We start from the raw sequence: 21,231 nt of genomic DNA, 5'->3' as shown, positions 1-21,231 counted from the left end.
GTTATGCTTCAGCGCCCGCCGCACAGTTGAGCGCTATGCCCAGAGGCGTGACCAGGAACGGATTGGCGGGTTTGCACACGCTCTTGCCCGTTTCCTTGGCGATGACCTTTTCCATGTCCTTCAGGCAGCAGGTGCCGCCCACAAGGTACACCACGTCCACATCGCGCCCGGCAATGTGCCGGTTGATGATGCTGGCCATCTTTTCCAGCACCGGCTTCACCACGGGAAGGATTTCCTTCTGCCGCGAAGCATCCTTCTTGATCTCTTCCGCCTCTTCAAAGCTCACGCCGTAGTTGCCCGCCAGCACGAGAGAAAGATGCGTGCCGCCCGTGGGTTCGTCGGCCACATAGACCACCTTGCCGTCCTCAAGTACGGAAAGGCCGGTGGTGCCGCCGCCTATGTCCACGATGACGCCGTTGTCCACGCCGAGAACGGCATTGGCGGCCGTGGGTTCATCCAGAATGGACGTGACGGTGAGCCCCGAAGCCTCCACCACATGGCGGTGCGTGGCGCATTCCCTCTCGCCGGTGCCCGGAGGTACGGCGATGGCCGCATATTCCAGCTCGCGGCCGAGTTCTTCCTCCAGCTTCCGCACGAGGCGGCGCACAATGGCCGTTGCGCCGGTGTAATCCACCACGAGGCCGTCGCGCACCACCTGAGCGAACTCCAGGGCGCAGCCCACGGGGCGGCCCCCGGCGTCGACCACGACCACCACGATGTAGGCCGTGCCGAGGTCCACCCCCACGAAGAGGCGCTCACCCCGTTCCGTTTCCGCGGGGTGATCGATACATCTCTCCAGGTCGCCTATGAGGCTGTTGACCGCCTCAATGTCCATGACGGCACCCGGACTTGCCGACGATCACGCCGTTCACGCCCTTCTTCCAGCCGGAACCGTTGCCTTCGTCGGCATCAATGTGCATGGCGAGGCTGAACTTGTCGCTCACGCGGACAAGCACGTCCTCAAACACCACGGGGCGTTCCGTGCTGAGGCGCACGCTCACCATGTCGTTGTCGGCAACACCGAAACGGGCCGCGTCCGCCGGGGTCATGTGAATGTGGCGGGAAGCCACGATGACGCCTTCCTCAAGGCCCACAATGCCGTGATCCGAGGCGAGAATGATGCCGGGGGTACCGGCCACGTCGCCGGACTGGCGCACCGGCGCATCCACACCCAGGGCGCGCGCGTCGGTCTTGGAGAGTTCCACCTGCGACTTGCCCCGGGAGGGGCCGAGTATGGCGACGTTGTCCATGACGCCCTTGGGCCCGATGAGGCGCACGCGTTCCTTGCACAGGAACTGACCCGGCTGGGAAAGATCCCTGGCATGGGTCAGCGGCGCGCCGAACAGGGCTATGGCGTCCTTTTCACTCAAATGAACGTGACGGGCGGAAAGTTCCACGGGAATGGGCCCGTTTTCCGGCGCGGAGCATGCGTGGCCGGCCTGAGAGGCCACCTCGCTGAGCACGCAGGAAAGGATCTGCGCCAGCACGTCTTTCATGGCTTGTTCGTTCATGTTGTCTCCGCTGCAATATCGAAGCACCCGCAGGAGCAGCCTTCACCGGCGAATGCGACGGGCCGGAAGCGCAGGCTCCGGCCCGTTTCACGCGCTTACGCTTCCTTATGGGGCAGGATGAGCTCCACTTCGGAGTGAGGACGGGGGATGACATGCACGCTGACAAGCTCGCCGACCTTCTGGGCGGCGGCGGAACCGGCGTCCGTGGCGGCCTTCACCGCGCCCACGTCGCCGCGGACCATGACGGTGACGAGCCCGCCGCCGACCTGCACACGGCCGATGAGGGTGACGTTGGCGGCCTTGACCATGGCATCGGCCGCTTCAACGGCGCCGACGAGACCTCTGGTTTCGATCATGCCCAAAGCATTGGTGGAAGTCATATCCATCTCCTTGAAAGGGTTTTCTCTGGTTGATTATGAAATACGCCGTCCGGCTTTTTCCGCCGACAGGCTCAGCTTACATGACTTTCTTGAGTTCCGCGACTATCAGCGAGGTGATGGCGTTGATGTCGATGCCGGCGGTGGAGGAGCAGGAAGTTCCGTGAGCCGGAGCTTCGCTGTGGCAGCACTCATGATGCGCTTCGCAGGGAGTGTTGCCGAGATCGTACGCCACGCGGCGGATGTTCAGCAGGTTCATGGGAGTCACGTTGTCGGAGGTGGCACTGCCGCCCACCGCGCCGCAGCCCAGCGTGAAGGAGGGGAAGAGCCCGGTGGTGATGCCCACGCCGCCGTGGGTGGAGGGGGTGTTCACCAGAATACGGGAAACCGGCTTCTTCAGGCCGAATTCACGGATGATCTCCTCGTTGTGGGAATGGATGGCGAGAGAATGGCCGATGCCGCAGTTATGCAGCAGCGCATGGCACAGCTCGCAGGCCTGATGCCAGTCGTTGACCACATAGAAGCCCAGAAGAGCGGTGAGCTTTTCCTTGGAGAAGGGGAACTTGGGGCCCACACCCGCTTCGTCGGAAATGAGCAGACGCGTTCCGGCGGGAACTTCGATGCCCGCGATTCTGGCGATGGTCTGGGCGTCGCGGCCCACGATGGCCGGATTCATGGAGCCGTTGCCGCGTTCCATGACGGCCTTCACCTTGGCGAGGTTCTCCCCTTCGAGGAAGAAACCGCCCGGGGCAATGAGTTCACGCTTCACTTCGGCGGCAATGACGGCCTCGGTGACGATGGACTGTTCCGAGGCGCAGATGGTGCCGTTGTCGAAGGTCTTGCTGGTCATGATCTTGGTCACGGCGTCCTTGATGTCGGCGCTGCGCTCGATGAAGGCGGGCACGTTGCCGGCGCCCACGCCGAGGGCGGGCGTACCGGAGCTGTAGGCGGCCTTGACCATGCCGGGGCCGCCGGTGGCCAGAATGAGGTCGGCAATCTTCATGAGTTCGGCACTGCCTTCCATGGTGGGCACGCTGATGCAGCTCACAAGGTCGGTGCTCACGCCGCAGTTATGCAGCGCTTCCTTGATGATCTGCACGGTGCGGCCGATGCACTTCTTGGCGGCGGGGTGCGGCGTGAACACGATGGCGTTGCCGGCCTTCAGCGAAATGAGAGACTTGTAGATGACCGTGGAGGTGGGGTTGGTGGAAGGGATGATACCCGCAATCACACCCACGGGAACGGCGATTTCCACGATCTTGTTGACCTTGTCCTCGCGGAGTATGCCCACCGTCTTCATATCCTTGATGCAGGCGTAGACCTTCTCGCTGGCAAGCAGGTTCTTGATCTTCTTGTCATGGGGCTTGCCGTAGCCGGTTTCTTCGTTGGCCATGACAGCCAGCGCCTCGGCCTGGGCGGCCGTGGCTTCGGAAACCGCCTTGACCACGGCATCGATGCGTTCCTGCCCCAGCTGCGAAAACTCGGCCTGGGCGACGCGGGCGGCGCGCACCAGAGAGCGGGCTTCCTGGATGGACAACAAATCCTTGTCTACCATTGAACTACTCCTCTATTTTCCTGAAGCCTTCAATATGGCGGCAATCAGGGATTTTTTGTCGGCCGACGCGACGTCCTCCTCGGACATGGACAGGCCTTCCATGTTCCAGGCCATCTGGCGCAGCCGGTTCAGGCTCATTCTCTTCAACCGGGCCTCGGCGGGGGCACTGTCTCCGGCCTCTTCATGAACGCTGCCGGAAACCTGTTTCGACGCTTCGCTCACAAAGGCCGCACTGCGCGCTCCGCCCTCTCCCGCCGGAGGCAGGGGAGGCTCGGGTTCCTTTTCCGGCTCCGCATCCGGATCGAGGCGCAGTATGCCGGAAAGTTCCTCATCCGGCCGGGGGATGACGTGGGTGGACACAAGTTCCGCACCGGCAATGCGCAGGATGCAGGCCTTCGCCGCATCCACGGATGCCTGTACGGCGGAAACCTCGCCCGCCACGGTAATGGTCACCAGTCCGCCGGTGGCCAGGTTCTTTTCCAGAAGGCGCACGTCGGCGGCCTTGAGCATGGCGTCTGCGCCCTCTATCGCCGCGAGCAGTCCTCTGGTTTCCACAAGTCCGAGTGCCAGCATGGAAAAGCCTCCTCAGGCTCAGTGCCTGATCACCGTTACCGGAAAGTCGTAACGCCTGATAATGTCTTCCACCCTCGCCAGTCCGGCTTCATCCAGCGCGGGGTCGCCCGGCATGGGGTATTCCCTGCCGAGCTGCGCGTATTTGTTCACGCCCATCTTGTGGTAGGGCAGAAGGTCTATGCCCTTGCAGTTGCGATGATCCTTGTAGGGAGCGAGGAAGCGCACCATGGCCTCTATGTCGCTCTCGGAATCGTTCACGCCGCGCAGCAGAGGCACGCGCACCTTGACGTTGCAGCGGTTTTCCAGAAGCCAGCGCAGGTTTTCGAGGATAAGCTCGTTACGGACGCCGGTAAGCTGGTAATGGCGGTCGGAGTTCATGTGCTTCACGTCGAAAAGGAAAAGATCCGTCACCTCGGCGGCACGGCGCACCACCTCGGCCCTTGCGTAACCGCAGGTTTCGATGGCGGTGTTGATGCCCCGCTCCTTGCAGGTGGTGAGCAGATTGACGGCGGCCTCGGGCTGCATGAGCACCTCGCCCCCGCCCAGCGTCACACCGCCGCCGGAGCTCTGGTAGAAGGGCCTGTCCTCTTCGATGACTTCCATGATTTCCGAAATGGTGCGGTACTCACCGGAGATGCTGAGCGCAGTCTGCGTGCAGGCCTTCTCGCAGGCGCGGCAGCCCACGCACTCCACCTCGCGCCGGATCTCATGGCGGGAATCGGCCATGACGTGCACCCCCGCAGGGCATACGGCCGCGCAGGCGCCGCAGTTCACGCACCTGTCCTTCTTGAACAGGATCTGGTAGGCGCGCACCTGCCCTTCCGGGTTGGAGCACCACAGGCAACGCAGGGGACAGCCCTTGAAAAAGACCAGTGTTCTGATGCCCGGCCCGTCATACAGATTGTACTTCTGTATGTTGAATATCAGTGCCTTTCTTTCCACCGCGAAACCGCTCCGCTGGATTCCCTGTTGTTCCGCCCGGCCTTCCGGCCGGGCCTGTTCTCACCGTGCTAAATGGAACGCAGTACCGTTCTGCTGATGATTTCGTCCTGCACGTCCTTGCACAGCTCCACGAAGAAGGCGCTGTAGCCGGCCACGCGCACCACCAGGTCGCGGTAGTTTTCCGGATGCCGCTGGGCTTCCAGCAGCGTGTCGTTGTCGAGATAGTTGAACTGCATCTCGCCGTTGCCGAGAATGCTCGCCGTGCGGATGAGCGTGACGATACCGTTCTCGCCTTCCGGCGTATCCAGAAGTCCGCTCATGAGCTTGAAGTTGTGCACGAGGCCGATGTTCATGTTGTCGTTGGCCATCTTGGAAACGCTCTTGATGATGGCCGTGGGTCCCTTGTAGTCCGCACCCTGGGTGGGGCTGATGCCGTCGGAGAGAGGCAGCCAGGCATGGCGGCCGTTGGCCGAGGCGCCGGTGAGCTGACCGAAGGGGGTATTGTTGGAAATGGAAAGCGTGCCGTGGCTCAGCACGGAATACAGCGTCCTGTACTTGCGGTGCTCGCGTTCGGTGAAGGCGATGAGGTCGGCGGCGATGTAGTCCGCATAGTCGTCGTCATTGCCGTACTTGGGCGCGGCAAGGCAGTCGGCGCGCACCAGCTCGTAGCCCTGGAAGTCCGCCTTGAGGGCTTCGTTGAGCTGTTCCAGCGTGTACTTCTTGTCGTCGTACACCAGCTTCTTGATGGCGGCCATGGAGTCCGCATAGGTGGCAAGACCGCTCCAGACCACGCCGGGGCCGAAGTTGTACATGGCGCCGCCGGAAGACACGTCGCAGCCGTGTTCCATGCAGCCTTCATACATGACGGACATGAGGGGCTTGGGCGCAAGTTCCCGGTGCACGCGCTGGGAAATCACCGTGGCCACGGAAGTCCACTTGGTGATGTACTTGATCTGTTCCTTCACCGCGGCGTCGAACTTTTCCCAGGTGTCGAACTGGGAAAGATCGCCGAGGTCGGGGCAGACCTTCTTGCCGTACCAGAGCGGCACGCCGTGGTTGAGCACAAGCTCGATGCAGATGGGCCACTGGGTGTAGGACGTGGAGGTCCACTGGTAGAGACGCCCCGCCTTCTGCGGTTCCACGCAGCCCATGAGGCAGTAGTCGCGGGCGTCTTCCATGGACACGCCCTTGGCAAGCATCATCTTGATGTGGGTGTCGTCGAAGTGCACGGCGGGGAAGCCCATGCCGGAACGGATGACGTCCACGATCTTGCGCAGGTACTTCTCCGGCGACTTGTTGTGCACGCGGGTGGCAAGGGAAGGCTGATAGATGCGCACATGACGCACGGCATCCATGAGCAGATAGGTGAGGTCGTTGGTGGCGTCGCGGCCCTCACGGGTGACGCCGCCCACGCACATGTTCACGAAGGGCTGGTACCCGGCGAAGAACTTGGAGCCGCCTTCGCTCGTGAGCCACATCATTTCCGACATCTTGATGAGCATGCAGCCGGCCAGGTCGAAGGCCTGATATTCGGTCATGCGGCCGGATTCGATGTCGGCCTTGTAGAAGGGATACATGTACTGGTCCACGCGGCCTATGGACATGCCCGTCTGGTTTTCTTCCACGGGCAGCAGGGATTCCACGGTCCACACGGCCTGGATGGCTTCCCAGAAGGTGGTGGGCGCATGCGCGGGCACGCGGGCGTTCACTTCGGCGATCTTCAGAAGTTCGGCCTTGCGCACCGGGTCGGATTCCTTCCCGGCCAGTTCCGCCGCGTATTCCGACAGACGGCGGGCGTAGGTCATCACGCCTTCGGTGGTGTCGATGATGGACTTGTAGAAATAGATCTTGTCCAGATCCTCGGGGTTCTCGTAGTCGAGATGTTCCAGATGCTCGCGGGCCTCGCGCTGGATGTCGAGCATGCCCTTCTTCATGAGGATGACATCGTAGCCGGGGTTGGAGTCGCCGCCGCCGTTCAGCGCATGATAGGAGCAGTCGGACACGAAGGATTCACCGGAAAGTTCCCACACGCCGGCCTCGCGGTACTGGGCCTCGCAGTATTCGTCCACGGACTTGCCCTGCCAGTAGGGGAAGATTTCCTCTCGCAGGATCTTCTTGTCTTCTTCGGAAATGAAGAAGGGGTCCTGCGGACGGTGGGCGATGGTGTCCAGTTCATCGCGCAGCCAGCGCCAGGAAATGTCGGGAGAAAACGCACCCGTGCGCGGTCCGCCGCAGGGGCAGCCCACGATGAGCTCATCCTTCTGGATGACCAGCGGCGCGGTTTCGCAGCAGCGGCGGAAGGCCTTGGCGCGAAGTTCAATCTTGGGAAGGCCGGGATTGGCCTTGTCGATTTCCGTGATCACGCGGGCGCGATGGATGGAAATGGTGGGCACCTGCTTCAGGAAGTTGGCCTTCAGGCGCTTATGCCTTTCGGTCGGCCCGTCGGGCACGCCCGTCCCGTGATCGCACGCGGCGGAAGGCGCGGGTGCGGCGACGGGAACGGCGTCGGCCGCCTTCTGGAGCAGCTCCAGGGAAACGCCTTCAAAAATCTTGCGCAGGGTTTCCCGTTCCGCAGGGGAAAGGTTCCTGGTCGCTTCCGCAATCTTGCTGGAAAAGTCGTGAAGATCCACTATACTTCCTCCGTTGGTGAAAATACCGTCATTTCTGTTCAGCGTCGGACAAGGCCCGTACGGCCTCGCGCAGGAGCCGGCGCAGCGTTTCGAGCCTGTCTTCCGGCTCCGCCTGCACCCCGGGGGCTTCCTCACGCCCTTCCCGGTTCCGGTCGTAAAGCGCGCAAAGCGCTTCGTCCGCACTCCGCACGCCGTAGCCGACCCTGCGGATGTAGACGAGGTTCATGGGAGAAACATTGTCGGAGGTCATGCCGTGCCCGGCAAGCCCGCTGCCCAGCGTCATGGCCGGGAAAAGCTCCGTGGTGGCGCCCATGCCGCCGAGAGCGGCCGGGGTGTTCACCAGAAGCCGCGCCACGGGCTTTTTCAGCGCAAACTGCCGTATGACCTCCGCATCGCGGGAATGGATGACGAGGGTGTGACCCGCCCTGTCGAAAAGAAGCAGTTCAATGCACTTTTCGCAGGCGTGCATCCAGTCATCCTCCACATACCAGGGCAGCACCGGAGCCAGAAGCTCCCGGTTGTACACGTCGGTATCGGAAACATACTTGCGCTCGGCAATGAGCAGCTTCGTCCCGGCGGGAGCCTCGAATCCCGCCCGGCGGGCCAGCGTGGGCGCGTCGATGCCCAGAAGGTCGCGACGGCGCCTTCCGTCATGATGGAAGAGCACCTCGGCAAGGGCGCGGGTTTCCTTCTCGCCCATGAACCAGGCCCCTTCCGCCTCAAAGGCGCGGCGCGTTTCTTCCGCGATGCGGGCATCCACCACCACGCACTGCTCGGCCGAGGGGGCGATGCCGCAGTCGAAGGTCTTGCTGAACACGATGTCCCGCACGGCCTGCCGCACGTCGGCACTGCGCTCGATGAAGGCGGGACCGTTGCCCGTACCGCCGCAGATGAGAGGCTTGCCGGCGGCTTCCGCCGCATCCAGCATGCCCGCAACGCCCGTGATGAGCACCAGCGACACGGCCGGGTGGCGCATGAGCTCCACGGTGCCGCTCTTCGTTGTGGTGGAAAGGTAGGAAATGCAGCCTTCCGGCAGCCCGCAGGCCACGGAGGCGGAAATGATGAGATCGAGCGTTCTTCCCATGCAGCGCTCGGCGCGCGGGTGCAGGGTGAAGATGATGGCGTTGCCCGATTTGATGGCGAGAAGCGCCTTGTATATGGTGGTGGAAACGGGGCTGGTGGAGGGACACAGCGCCGCAATGACGCCGCGCGGCACGCCCACTTCCAGAATGTTCCCGGAAGCGTCGTACTTCAGGGGGCCCACGCAGCGCATGCCGCGGAGAGCCTGGCGCACCCGGCGGCATACGAAAAGAATTTCCGCAAGCTTGTCTTCCCGGCGACCGTAATCCGTTTCCTCAAAGGACATGACGGCAAGGGCGCGGGCATGTTCCTCCATTTCCCCGGCCACATGTTCGACGATCTCGTCCAGCCTTTCCTGGGAAAAGGCGGCGAGCTTCTTCTGCGCCTCTCTCGCGTTTTCCGCGAGAATTCTGGCGTACTGCATGGAAAGCAAGTCTTTGTCGGCAATCATCTCTCAGGCCCCGCTTCCGGCCGTGCCCGCCCCGCAGGGGGGACACCGTCAGGCAAGAAGATTCTCGATGGCGTAGCGGCGCGTCATTTTCACGAGATCCCGGTGCGGGGTGGGAATGACGCAGGAACTGTAGACCGAGGCACCCATGGCCTCCACGGCCTTGATGCCCGCCGCAACGGCGGCCTTGCACGCGGCGACATCCCCCTGCGTCAGCACGGAGATGTAGCCCGAAGCCACGTTCTCATAGCCGATGAGTTCCACATCGGCCGCCTTGATCATGGCGTCGGCCGCTTCGAGCATGTACACGATGCCGAAGGTTTCAATGAGCGCCAGGGAACGGAGCGGAGGTTCCACGGGTTCGTCGAGGACGCTGTGCACCATGGCGATTTCCCCCACGCCGCGCACGGGACGGGGCATGACGTTGTGCGCCGTCAGCTTGCCTATGGAGGAAGCCGCGGCCCTGCCCGCCTCCACAGAGGCGCGCACTGCGGCCACGTCGCCCTTGACCATGATGGTCACCAGCGTGGACCCCACGTTTTCGTAGGAGAAAAGCTGGACATCGGCGGCCTTCAGCATGGCATCCGCGCCGTAGATGGCAGGCACCATCCCAAGGGTTTCAATGAGGCCCATGGCCTCTTCAGCGTGATACCTCATACTCTCTCCATTCCGGTTCGGAATTTCTGTTCATACCGGCACAGGCCGGCGGAAACCTGTTTTGGATAGTATGATTATCATAGCCTTTCCCTATAGGGGAAGGTCAAGAACATTTCCCCCAAAAGAGCCATAAAGAGGAAAAAACGCCCCCACCCTTCAAAGGCAAGCAAACTCGCGCCGTTGCGGAGAATTGCAGAAAAACTGTTTGTGCATTCATTCAAGGTAGATGGAGGACTTTTTCCGGCCCTTTCCGGCAAATGTTACGCCAATATGAAGTTTTTTCCCAGTAAGGAGGAAGGAAAACAGCCTATAATATCAGGCAAAATTTTTTTCTTTTTTCTTCCGGCGCAAAAGATCGCCCTTTCGCGCACAAAACGGGGTTGACCTTTCCCCTAGGGGAAAGGTTATTCTAACCCTGATTATGCCAACGTGCGTTTTTTACAGGATTAATCCCGCAGACTGAGTGCCGCGGGCAGGGCGGAATCCTTCCCCCCTGCGGAAAGCTTTTCCCCCGCGGGGAAAAAATCCTGTTTCCGGCGGAGCATTCTCCCCGAGGGGAAGGTTTCCCCAGAAGGTGAGGACTTCGCGGTGTTTTTCGACACGGCCCGGCGAAACGCCGACCCGCATGTTATGCGAACGTAGAGTCCCGCCTGAAGGCGATTGTGTATAAAGCGTTCCAAACAGAGGAGGACACATGGCGCAGACAAGCGGCGCACCGAATCAGTCCGCGGCAGCGGCAAAAAAGAGGCTTGCGGAAGGCTTCCGGCGCAGAGGCATCATTACCGCCATCATGTCGGGTGTCACCTACGGCAACTATACCGCCTTCATGACCCTGGCCATGTCCGTGGGCATATGGACCACATGGTACGGAGACAACTCCGGCTTCACGCCCTTTGCCGTGGCCTTCATGCTGAGCGCCCTCGGCGCGGCCCTTACCGACACCTTCAGCGCCGTGTGGGCTCTGCTCATTGCCGCATGGAAGGGCAAGCTCGGCGACTTCTACCGCAGTTTCAAGACCAAGCCGGGAGCCATTCTCGCCTGCGCTGCCCTCATCGGCGGCCCCTTCGCCTCCACGGCCTACGTCATCGGCCTGCAGCAGGCAGGTTCCATCGTGGTGCCCATCAGCGCTCTGTGCCCGGCCATAGGCGCCATTCTGGCGCGCATCCTGTTCAAGCAGGCCCTCACGGCGCGCATGCTGCTCGGCATCGCCATCTGCTTCGGCGCAAGCGCCCTCATCGGCATGTCCAGCATGGGCGGCACGGAAGCGCACCCCAACATGATGATCGGCCTGCTCTTCGGCTTCGGCGCGGCCCTCGGCTGGGGCATCGAAGGGTGCGTGGGCGGTTACGCCTCCTCCATGATCGATCCTGAAGTGAGCATCGCCATCCGCGAAGTGACCAACGGTCTTTCCAACCTCATCATCATGGTTCCCGTGCTCGGCATGATCGGCGGCGCCGACGGCTTCCAGGTCATCGGTCAGGCCCTTGCGGACACGGAATCGCTCAAGTTCTTCGTGGTCGGCGGCTTCGCCTGTTACTGGGGCTTCATGCTGTGGTACAAGGGCAACGCCATGTGCGGCGCGGCCCTCGGCATGGCCTGCAACGGCATGTTCTCCTTCTGGGGTCCCTTCTTCTGCTGGATCTGGATCGGCCTCGTGTTCGGCATCGAAGGCTGGGATATGCCCCTCATCGCCTGGATCGCCGCCATCCTCATGGTCGTCGGCATCTTTACCATCGCCACTAATCCGCTGGCGTTCTTCATGAAGAAGAAGGAGGGTTGAGCCATGATGCCGCTGAACTTCGCCATACTCAAACTCTTCACCAACGGGAAGGAAGCCTGCCCCGAAGACGTGATTGAAGCGCTCAGGCCCGAATACGGCCATTTCAAGGCCCTCAACAAGGCGGACGTGCTCACCGCCCTCATGACGGCCGAATCCAACGGACTGCTTGAGGAATCACGCTTCGAGCTGGATGAAAACGGAGAAGTACGCGTGTTCTTCCGCGCCGGTGCGGAAGCCATCGCCACCATCAACAAATACATCAGGTAACAGGTCCCGGAATCTCACCCTAAGCTCTGGAGGTCTCCATGACGATCAAGAAACTTCTCAATGCTCTGCTCGCCTCCGCCTTCTGCTGCGCCATGATGATCGGCAGTGCGAACGCGGCCACCGAACTCAAGCACTGGCCCAAGGAAGCCCGCGCGCAGATCGAAGCCATGATCCAGGCCAACGCCCATCAGGGCCAGTTCGCCACCTTTGACATGGATCAGACCACCTACCGCTACGACCTTCTGGATCCGCTGCTGGCCTATATGGACCAGAAGGGCCTGCTGACCCGCGAAACCATGGATCCGTCCCTGAAGCTCATTCCCTTCAAGGACAGCCCGGACTTCAAGGGCGGCAAGGAAAACATGACGAGCTACTACTGGCGTCTGTGCGAAATGCACGACCTCATCAGCTATCCCTGGGCCTCCCAGATCTTCGCCGGCTTCACGCTGAAGGAACTCAAGAAGAACCTCGATGAAATGCTGGCCCTCAAGAAGCCCATCGAACGCCAGGTGTGGGACGGCGACAAGGTCGTCACCGTGAAGCTGCCCATTCCCAAGATGTTCCGCGGCATGCAGGAACTCTATGCCAAGCTGCGCGAGAACGGCATCGACGTGTACATCATGACCGCCGCCCATGAAGAAATCATCCGCATGGTGGCCTGCGATCCCAAGTACGGCTACAACGTGGATCCTGAAAAGGTCATCGGCGTGACCGTGCTGCTCAAGAATCCCAAGACCGGCGAACTCACCAACTCCCGCATGCAGATCCGCGACGGCAAGTACGACCCCGAAAAGAACAAGGATCTCGTGACCACCGCCTTCCTCACCAACCCCATGACCTGGTTTGAAGGCAAGCAGGGTTCCACCATCGGTTACATCAACCAGTGGCAGCGTCCCATCATGGCCGGCGGCGACTCCACCGGTTCCGACACCTACATGCTGGAAAGCGTGAACGTGGAACGCGGCGGCCTCAAGCTGTGGATCAACCGCAAGCCCGGCGATCCCAAGAAGGACAAGAAGGCCCTCTGGACCATCGACCATGCCGAAAAGTCCGCCCAGCAGCAGAACGAGCTGAACATGCCCGTCACCGCCAACAAGAACTGGATCTTCATCGATCCTGAAACCATCCAGTAAACCATCACCGTGCGCCCGCTTTCCGGAAGGAGGCGGGCGCCTCCGCGCATCTCGCCCCGCCCCGTGCGGGGCTTTTTTTTGCCCGGAAGACACCGGCCGGCATCCGCACGCCGCTGAAGAGGCGGAATGGGTCAGCTGCGGCGGCTGCCCCGGGATATGCCGCGGCAAGGGCGAAAAACTGGTGACGCGCGGAGGGAATGCTGTCTTCGCCTCCTGCCTCGGAAAAGGGCTACCCTGACTCTGCCTTCTGTGCGCACCTTCTGCCGGACGGCGCACGGGCCCTTCCTGCCAGGATGCGGGAGACACGACCATCTCCCCGCCCGGAAAAAGCCTTCCGGGGCTCTTTTCTCCGGGCACATCGGAGCATGGGCCTTTTTTCGCCCTTCTGCCGCCCCCTGCCGCTCTCCCGCAGGCCGCCTTTTCTCTTTTCCCCTGCGCCCGCATCCTCGTGCTGCATCCGCCGCGGACCGCCCCGTATCTTCCCGCATGCACGGCTCTCTCCATCTGCCGCGGGGCCATGACCTCATCCGTGCGTCACGATGCAGGGCCATGTCGCCGTGTGGCAGGAGGGCATAACAAGCCGCGCCCCATGGACAGTCCCTGTATTTCTTCCGCTCCCGCATCACGGAACGCCCCATGCACAGAAAAAGGCCGTGCTTCGTCATGAAACACGGCCTTTTTCTGTGGAGAACCTCTTCCGCTACTTATAATTTTCCAGCAGAAACATGGGCTTTATGGCCACCACCTCATCGTATTCCGTCTGACTGACGCGCACGCTGGAATTCAGGGACTTCAGCACGGCCTTCATATCCTCGTAGGACTCGGGCACGGTTTCCGAACGGCCTTCGCGTATGGAGCGGATCATGCGCGAAAGCGTGGCGGGGTGGGCGTAGCGGGCGGGAAGCGGAAAATCCGGGTAGGCGCTTATGTACTCCTCCACATCGCCGCGCGCCTTTTCCAGCGCCGCAATGATGGCCCTGCGGTTGTTGCGGGCCGTGGGCAGCACGTTGGCTCCGGCAAAGAAAAAGAGCGCGGCAAGACCGACAAGGGTGATATAAAGCCCGTAATCCCCGGATCCTGTGGACCAGATGTACACGCCGTACACCGAGGCCACCAGAGCAAGGCAGAAAATGGCCAGAGCCACCCACTTCTGCAGGGGATTCGTCATCTGATCCACGCGTCTGGCCTTGCTTGCGGCGGCAAGGCGCGTGGCAAGGTCGGGCCGCTCTTCCAGATAGGCCTTTGCGCGACGAAGTTCTTCCAGGCTGGCCTGAGCCTTCGGGGAAAGATCCTTCCTGTAGCGGGCCTCTTCCGCGGCCTTTGCTTCGGCAAGCCGTTTCGCCGCCGCCTCGGACATGGTCTTGATATGGGGGAAGCGGCGCTGTATCTCGGCGATCATCATATCCACATGGCGCTCGTACTTGAAGGTGCACTGCACGCTCTCCCCTTTGTCGTATTCCACCACCAGGTAGGGAATGGAACCGAAAATGCCCTTGCCGGTAAACGCGCCCCTGCTCATGGCAACGCGCTTGTAGGCTCTGCGGATGTTGGATACCGGGATATAGAAGCGGCGGTCGAGAAAAAGGCTGTTCAGATACAGGGCCTTTGCTCCCACGCCGCAGGGGCCGAACACCAGGCAGGACTTCCGGTCTTCCCTGAGTTCCTGATCATTCAGGGCGGTTCCGCCCAGTCTGGCGGGTTTGAAATACAGCATCGTCAACTCCCCGAAAGGGTCCCTTCACGGCCTTGGAAGGGAGAAAAAAAGGGCCGCCGCTCACGCGGCGGCCCCGGTCAGACTGACCCAGCCGTCAGGCCTGCTGCTTCTTCGTCGCGCGGAGGAAGAGGGAGAGGAACAGAACGGCGGCGGCAATGCCCAGAATGTAGGCCACGCTGACAGGCAGCTTCACGACGAGGCCGAGGCATTCGGGAGCCATGCAGAAGTAGGTGATGGACACGGCGCTCATGAAGGTGGCGGGCACAGCGGTGATCCAGTAGTTCTTCTTGTCGAGGAACAGGTACATGGAGGCGGCCCAGAGCACGATCATGGCCAGAGTCTGGTTGGTCCAGCTGAAGTAACGCCACACGATGGAGTAGTCGAGCTGGCTGATGAGAGCGCCCGCACCGAGCAGCGGCACGCAGAAGATGAGACGGTTCTTGTAGCTGGTCTGGTTGACGTTGAACCAGTCGGCCAGCACCAGACGGGCGGAACGGAAGGCCGTGTCGCCGGAGGTGATGGGGCAGACGATGACGCCCACCATGGCAAGGCCGATGCCTATGCCGCCCATGGTCTTGCTGCACACGTCGTAAATGGCGGCGGACTGACCGGAAGCCAGGCTGGCCAGCAGGCCGGTGGTCTGGCCGTTGGTGATTTCATAGATGGAGCAGCCGGCGGCGGCCCAGATGAGGGCGATGATGCCTTCACACACCATGGCGCCGTAGAACACGAAGCGGCCCTGATGTTCGCTCTTCATGCAGCGGGCCATGAGCGGAGACTGCGTGGCATGGAAGCCGGAAATGGCGCCGCAGGCCACGGTGATGAACATGAAGGCCCAGATGGGCGTGCCCTTGGGGTGCATGTTGGTGAAGTTCTCCCAGATTTCGGGAATCTGGAATTCGGGCTTCATGACGATGCCCGCGCCCACGCCCACGGCCATGATGATCAGGCAGATACCGAACAGGGGGTACACCTTGCCGATGATCTTGTCGATGGAAATGAAGGTGGCGATGAAGTAGTAGGCAAGCACGATCACCAGCCAGAAGGAGGCGTTGAGCATGATGCCCGTGGCGCCGGCTTCGCTGCACAGCTTGACGATGAGGCCGGCCGGGCCCACGGCGAACACGGTGCCCACCATGACGAGCAGCACCACGGAGAACACACGCATGATGGTCTTCATGGTGGAGCCGAGGTACTTGCCGGTGATTTCGGAAACCGAAGCGCCGTTGTTGCGTTCGCTGGTCATGCCGGAGAAGAAGTCATGCACGGCACCGGCGAAAATAGTGCCGAAGGTGATCCACAGAAAGACCACCGGACCCCAGAGAGCGCCCTGCAGCGCACCGAAGATGGGGCCGAGACCGGCGATGTTCAGAAGCTGGATGAGAAAAAGCTTCCACTGGGGAAGCACCACGTAGTCGACGCCGTCATTAATGACCACGGCGGGAGTCTCCCGGTCATCAGGACCAAAGGTGCTCTCTACCAGCTTGCCGTAGGTAAAGTAGCCTATGATCAGAAGAGCCAGGCACAGAAAAAAGCTAACCATACAAACAACCTCTCCTATGGCGGGCCTTCTTCGTGCAACCATCGCACGGGAAAACGCCGCCCGATCTCAAGAGCAGAAGCGGACAGGCCGCCCGGGTACGGGCGGCGGTGCTCCGTTCAGGGCCCCGACCCGTCACTGAGACACCCCCGCTATACTGCTCACAAAGGCAAGTAGACCAGCTGAAAAATTTATGCAAGGAGGCTCATCCACCGACATTGCTCTTTTTTGCGCAAAAAAATCATAATCCGTCAGGATCATGTCGTTTTTCTTTTAACAGCTTTTTTCCGCACAAAAATCCGCCTTTCCGGTGCGGAAGGGGAAAACGAAAGGCCGGAAACATGCGTCCCCGGCCTTCAGCGGCATGCGCGCTTCCCTGTCCTGAATTTCAGGACATTTCAGAAGGAAAGCCGCATCTGATGCCACACCACATTGCCGTGGGTGGAGGAGGATACGCCCTCATCCTTAAAACCGAAGGAGGCGTAATACGGAATGAGCGCCTCCTTGCAGGTGAGCACCACGCCCTTCTTTCCCCGCGCTCTGGAATCCTCCACAAGGCGGCGGACAAGCATGGCGGCACAGCCCTTTCCCCTGTGTTCCGGCACGGTATTCAGTCCGAAGATCATCTGCCAGCAGCCGTCTTTCCTGTGCAGGGAGGCGTCGGCATACATGTCGTCCGCAAGATCCGGCTCATCCGTGGCCATGCCGTCGATGAAGGAAACAAGGTTGCCCTCCTCATCAAAAAGCAGCCAGAAATGGTCGGCATAGGCGGCGAGACGTTCCCGGAACTCCTCTTCCGTGGCGGCCTCCGCCGCGGGAAAACAACGCTTTTCCACGGAGGCAACGGCCGCAAGGTCGGCCATGGTGGCATGACGAACAAACATGATTTCTCCCTTTTTCCAGTGTTGCATGTTTCCAGAAGGCAGAGGGCTTCCCTCCTGCCGGCTCGCACGGCTCCGCGCATTCCCGGCTTCCGGCAGTGACGACGCCCCGCCGGAAAGCCCCTCTCCGCCCGCGCCGCAAAACACCCCGCAGGGCTCAGCCGTTCTGCAGGGCGCAGGGGGCCTCGAAGCGCTTGGCGCAGGAAAGACAGGCGGAAGGCGGATCGCTCGTCTGCACTTCTGTGCGGAACGCGGCATACTCCGGCTTTTCCCATATGGCGACGGGACTTTCCTCCCCGACATTGCCGAACACGGTGCGCCGCGCATCAGGGGCATCCAGCGGCACATTCAGGTACACGCAGGGGGAAATATGCCCCTCCGCATCCACATACATGGTTTTATGCGCCCTTTCCCGGCAGCAGGGAGCCGGTTCCGGCGCAGGGAGCGAGGCATAGAAATCATGCCCTGCGGCGCGCACCTTCGCGCCGGTTTCCTCCAGCACCACGCGCGCGGCCTCTATCTTCTCCCGCTCATGGGGGGCGAAGGCCTCATGCGCCATGTCCGGCGAAGGGATGTAGTCCATGGTGCTCACCACGGCCGCATGCACGCCCCACGCATCCATGAGTTCCGGCAGGCCGCGCACGCCCTCCACCTGCGAGGCAAGCATGAGGTAGGCCAGATGAATTTCCAGATGCACGGCGTTCTTTGCTCTGCGCACCTTCTGCAGGGTGCGCACGGCCTCCTCCACCCGGGCAAAGGGAACCCCGGCCCGGGCGGCATTGCCTGCCTCGTCGGTACCCGTAAGGGAAAAGGCCACAATGTCCATGCCGCTTTCCACAATGCGCTCTGCAAGCTCCTCATCCATGCGCATGCCGCAGGTGGTGGTGGAAACGGCGCACCCCGCCCGCCGCGCCAGCGACACGAAATCCATGAAGTACGGATTGAGGAAGGGTTCTCCCCAGCCCTGCAGATGCACGCGGGAGGTCTTGCACAGCACGGGCCACAGCGCGGCAAAGGTTTCCGGCGACATGTGGCGGCTCTTCCACACGTCGGCGCGCGTGGTGTGCGGGCAGTACACGCACCTGCCCATGCAGCATGAGGTCACTTCCACCTGCAGGCATTCCAGCTCGCGCGGATGGAAAAACTCGCGTATGTCCTGCCACAGTCCCGGAGCGCGGAACCGGGAAAACAGCTCTTCAACCTTCGACGGCATACCTTTCCCCCTGCCGGCTATGTTCCTTCCATCCGCTCCGGGCCGGAAAACCGGAGCCTTCGGGGCGCAGAACGCCCTCTGCATACAACTGCCTCCGCTCATCAGGCGGGAAGGCGCCGCCTTCCGCCGCGGCCCTATACCGTCCAGCTCGTTTCCAGATGCGGCATGGCGAGAAACGCTCCCCACTTCTTTTTAAAGAAGGTGATGCCGCCGTCTATGCCGAGGCCGAGATTCAGCGTGCTCTGCCCCCTGCGCTCCGCCTCATCGGCAAGGGCGCGCAGAAGAGCGTCGCTCACGCCGGGCGGGCAGTCGTCCTGCCGGAAGGCGAACATGTAAAACGCCGTGCTCAAGGCGCTGTAATCGCCCACGGCCATGGCAAGGAGCCTCCCCGAGGCATCGCGCGCGGCAAAAAGCAGCGCTTCGGGAGAAGACTGCACATACCTGCCCACACGGCCGAAGATATGCCGCGTTCCCGGGGCAAGGGTACGCACCTTGAGATAATGATCCACCAGCGCATCGTGTTCCGGCCCCCATTCCTCCACCGACAGTGTGGCTTCACGGCAGGCGCGGCGCAGCATGTTGCGCAGTTTCTGCGCCGGAGTGTGCGGAAGCTTCACGCACCACCATGCGTCGCGCTCCACCACGGCCTGAGCAGGCGCGGCCGCGGGAATGAGGGGCGCAAGCACCGTGATGCGCCGCAGGCCGGGCATGGCCAGCGCCGAAGACACGGCCTTTTCCAGGCGCAGTGCATACGCCTCGCTGTCCAGAGGACAGGAGGCAAGCTCATCCTCTGCGGGGAAGGCCACCAGCGTACAGCTGTCCGCCGTGGTCCAGGCCGCAAAGCCCTCGCAGGACTGCAGCCTGCGCCCGGAAACGGCCCGCACATAGGAAGGTATCTGCTCCGGCACCAGAGCGCGCGCCCCGAGATCGGCCAGAGCCCGGCCGGAGGAAGGTCCATGCGCGGCCGCCTGCACCTTTCCTGCATGGGAAACGGAGCTCTGCAGGGCATGGGAACGCACGTTTTCCGGCGCCTTCTCCCACACGGGAGCATCGGGATTGCCCGGAAGAACCACGGTATCGTCGCGCCGTATCCAGGCGGAAAAACGGTGCTTCCATGTGGGCAGCACGCGCGTCACGGTAAAGCCGTCCTCGGCCAGCATGTTGCGCAGATTGATCATGTGTGCGGAACCCACGAACACGGCCGTGCCGCCCCTTTCGATATAGGGGCGCATCCTTTCACGGAAGCGCTGGTCGCGCACGCTGATGATGGTGCCCGTGCGGGTGGGAAACTCCGCACTCGTGCCCATCATGCCCATGAGATCGCCCGCAAGGTAGCGGGAACAGTTGCTCTTCATGAGCTTCGGCCAGAAGGAGCAGTCCTTCATGAACTTCACGATGCGCGGCATGGGGGCCGATTCCAGAGAGGCTATCTGTTCGGCGAGGCTTTCCATGCCCATGACCGACTTGCCCATGTCCAGCGCGGTGTTCCACACCTCAAGATCCACGGAATTCGTCCAGCCGTGGCGTTCAAGATACGCCGTCCACAGGGAAAAGAAGGCATACCACTGGCGGCTTTCGGCAAGCACCCGGCGCACGTCCAGCGTGCGGGGCCTGCACCAGCCGCCGAGCCTCGCCCAGAAGCCTTCCGGCCCGTACACCGTGCGCTCAAGGCGGCGTATGTCCTCTTCGGAAAGGTGCCGGATCACCCTGTCCGCATCCGGCTCCGGCGTGCGGCCTATGCGGGCCACCTCGTCCATGCTCTCGGAATCAATGGGGCCTTCCAGAAGCACCGTATCCACGTTCTCGAAAAGACGACGCAGGGAATACTCGAAGGAACAGCAGAAGAAATGGGCCGAGCCGCCTATCCACGAGGTCCGGCCGTTCTTGTCCAGCCGCCAGAGCATGGCGCAGGGGCGCTGCCTGGGCAGGGAATCGAAAAATTTCCAGCGCGAGACCTCCCCTCCCGAGGAAGAGGCGATGTTCATGGCCAGCATCGACGCCATGTCGGAAAGAACGCTCTCGCCCCGGGCGGCGGCGGGCTGCCATACCGCAAGTTCATAGGGCACATCCTGCACGCCGCCCCATTTGCGCTTGAAGCGGGTGATGCCCTCGTTCACGCCGAGGCCGAGAAGCACGGAACGCTTTCCCTCCGCACGGGCTCTTTCCAGCATTTCGGCAAAAAGAAGATCCGGCGCATGCGGCACATAATGCGTCTTGGAATGGGCGCCCAGCACATAGCTCACGCAGTCCGGCAGAGAATAATCCAGCAGCAGACAGGCCGCGAGCTGCCCTTCCGCATCCCATGCGTTCAGAAGGCGGAGATCCGCCCCCCTGGCCAGCGCGGAGGCCGTCCCCGAATACAGCTGCCGTATGCGCGGAGGCAGGGGGATTCTGCCCAGAAATTCCGCCCACAGCCGCCGGTGTTCCGGCGTGAAGAAGCGCGTCTCATCCACGGTGAGGCATTCGCGCGCATGGCGCACCGGCCCGCGCAGGCGGGCAGGCACGGGAGCATCCGCCGCAAGGACATAATACACGTCCCTGTCCTGCACATATTCCTTCAGACTTCCGGGCATCTCCGGCGCAATGGCGAAGCAGTCCGAGGGCTTTTTCTCCCGGATGACCTCCTCCAGCACCTTTTCAAAGCGCTGCGGGCTTTCCTCCCCCTCCAGACAGTAGCCTATGGCCATGAGCCAGTCATCCGCCGCAACGAAGACATAACCGTCCTTCTCAAAGGAACGGCCCGACGAAATGGCCTCCAGAAGAGGCCGGGAATGTTCAGGAACATGGACTGCGGACATATCTACTCCTTGAGTCATGCTTGTGCCGAATATGCCATAATGCCGCCCGGGGGTAAAGGCGCGCACGGCCGGGAAGCTCCTTGTGCGCAAAGGGGAAAATCCGGCCTGAACATATGCTCCGCAGGCTCCGGG

17 protein-coding genes and 1 pseudogene are annotated in these 21,231 nt (G+C 61.9%); 3 read left to right on the top strand and 15 right to left on the bottom strand.

Annotated elements, in window-relative coordinates; all coding sequences use genetic code 11:
• Position 1: 1 nt before the first annotated feature.
• The 10 genes and pseudogenes from eutJ to Q0K07_RS01565 all read right to left on the bottom strand — a co-directional run.
• Complete coding sequence (gene eutJ, locus Q0K07_RS01610; RefSeq protein WP_294555509.1) at positions 2-835, bottom strand: ethanolamine utilization protein EutJ; 834 nt, start codon at positions 833-835, stop codon at positions 2-4.
• Complete coding sequence (locus tag Q0K07_RS01605) at positions 825-1,511, bottom strand: phosphate propanoyltransferase (RefSeq protein WP_294555506.1); 687 nt, start codon at positions 1,509-1,511, stop codon at positions 825-827. The genes eutJ and Q0K07_RS01605 overlap by 11 nt, the downstream gene beginning before the upstream one ends.
• Positions 1,512-1,606: 95 nt before the next feature.
• Positions 1,607-1,891: an ethanolamine utilization microcompartment protein EutM gene (eutM, locus tag Q0K07_RS01600; protein WP_294555503.1), complete on the bottom strand. Its 285-nt coding sequence runs from the start codon at positions 1,889-1,891 to the stop codon at positions 1,607-1,609.
• A 76-nt stretch (positions 1,892-1,967) separates the two neighbouring features.
• Positions 1,968-3,443, bottom strand: coding sequence for an acetaldehyde dehydrogenase (acetylating) (locus tag Q0K07_RS01595; RefSeq protein WP_294555500.1), 1,476 nt, complete (start codon positions 3,441-3,443; stop codon positions 1,968-1,970).
• A 12-nt stretch (positions 3,444-3,455) separates the two neighbouring features.
• Positions 3,456-4,016: a BMC domain-containing protein gene (locus tag Q0K07_RS13275; protein ID WP_367178858.1), complete on the bottom strand. Its 561-nt coding sequence runs from the start codon at positions 4,014-4,016 to the stop codon at positions 3,456-3,458.
• Positions 4,017-4,034: 18 nt separating this feature from the next.
• Entirely contained in the window at positions 4,035-4,958 is a 924-nt protein-coding gene (gene cutD / locus Q0K07_RS01585) for a choline TMA-lyase-activating enzyme (protein WP_294555497.1), read from the bottom strand.
• A gap of 68 nt (positions 4,959-5,026) precedes the next feature.
• Positions 5,027-7,588 (bottom strand): choline trimethylamine-lyase, encoded by a 2,562-nt coding sequence (gene cutC / locus Q0K07_RS01580; RefSeq protein ID WP_294555494.1) that lies wholly within the window; start codon positions 7,586-7,588, stop codon positions 5,027-5,029.
• Positions 7,589-7,616: 28 nt separating this feature from the next.
• Positions 7,617-9,119 (bottom strand): aldehyde dehydrogenase family protein, encoded by a 1,503-nt coding sequence (locus tag Q0K07_RS01575; RefSeq protein ID WP_294555491.1) that lies wholly within the window; start codon positions 9,117-9,119, stop codon positions 7,617-7,619.
• A gap of 48 nt (positions 9,120-9,167) precedes the next feature.
• Positions 9,168-9,500, bottom strand: a complete 333-nt coding sequence (locus Q0K07_RS01570; protein ID WP_294555569.1) for a BMC domain-containing protein — start codon at positions 9,498-9,500, stop codon at positions 9,168-9,170.
• A gap of 36 nt (positions 9,501-9,536) precedes the next feature.
• Positions 9,537-9,749 (bottom strand): annotated as a pseudogene (locus Q0K07_RS01565) (BMC domain-containing protein); the annotation flags it as partial.
• Between the two features lie 718 nt (positions 9,750-10,467).
• Here Q0K07_RS01565 and Q0K07_RS01560 point away from each other — a divergent pair.
• From Q0K07_RS01560 to Q0K07_RS01550, 3 genes are read left to right on the top strand one after another with little or no spacing between them, the layout of a single operon-like run.
• Positions 10,468-11,553: a hypothetical protein gene (locus Q0K07_RS01560; protein WP_294555488.1), complete on the top strand. Its 1,086-nt coding sequence runs from the start codon at positions 10,468-10,470 to the stop codon at positions 11,551-11,553.
• Between the two features lie 3 nt (positions 11,554-11,556).
• Positions 11,557-11,820, top strand: a complete 264-nt coding sequence (locus tag Q0K07_RS01555; protein ID WP_294555485.1) for a hypothetical protein — start codon at positions 11,557-11,559, stop codon at positions 11,818-11,820.
• 38 nt (positions 11,821-11,858) lie between these two features.
• The gene (locus Q0K07_RS01550; RefSeq protein WP_294555482.1) at positions 11,859-12,953 is read left to right on the top strand and encodes a hypothetical protein; all 1,095 of its coding nucleotides are present in this window, start codon (positions 11,859-11,861) and stop codon (positions 12,951-12,953) included.
• A 700-nt stretch (positions 12,954-13,653) separates the two neighbouring features.
• Here Q0K07_RS01550 and Q0K07_RS01545 read toward each other — a convergent pair.
• The 5 genes from Q0K07_RS01545 to Q0K07_RS01525 all read right to left on the bottom strand — a co-directional run bounded on the left by Q0K07_RS01545 (position 13,654) and on the right by Q0K07_RS01525 (position 21,099).
• Positions 13,654-14,667, bottom strand: coding sequence for a hypothetical protein (locus Q0K07_RS01545; protein ID WP_294555479.1), 1,014 nt, complete (start codon positions 14,665-14,667; stop codon positions 13,654-13,656).
• 94 nt (positions 14,668-14,761) lie between these two features.
• The gene (locus Q0K07_RS01540; RefSeq protein ID WP_294555476.1) at positions 14,762-16,210 is read right to left on the bottom strand and encodes a carbon starvation CstA family protein; all 1,449 of its coding nucleotides are present in this window, start codon (positions 16,208-16,210) and stop codon (positions 14,762-14,764) included.
• 395 nt (positions 16,211-16,605) lie between these two features.
• Entirely contained in the window at positions 16,606-17,091 is a 486-nt protein-coding gene (locus Q0K07_RS01535; protein ID WP_294555473.1) for a GNAT family N-acetyltransferase, read from the bottom strand.
• Between the two features lie 154 nt (positions 17,092-17,245).
• Positions 17,246-18,301, bottom strand: coding sequence for a radical SAM protein (locus Q0K07_RS01530; protein ID WP_294555470.1), 1,056 nt, complete (start codon positions 18,299-18,301; stop codon positions 17,246-17,248).
• A 134-nt stretch (positions 18,302-18,435) separates the two neighbouring features.
• A complete protein-coding gene (locus Q0K07_RS01525) occupies positions 18,436-21,099 on the bottom strand; it encodes a GNAT family N-acetyltransferase (RefSeq protein ID WP_294555468.1) in 2,664 nt (887 codons plus the stop codon).
• Positions 21,100-21,231 lie beyond the last annotated feature (132 nt).

Origin of the sequence: uncultured Mailhella sp. (assembly GCF_944324615.1) — a bacterium.
Classification (GTDB): Bacteria; Desulfobacterota; Desulfovibrionia; order Desulfovibrionales; family Desulfovibrionaceae; genus Mailhella.
Note: the sequence above shows the minus strand (reverse complement) of the source record. Positions and strands in the feature narration are given on the sequence as shown.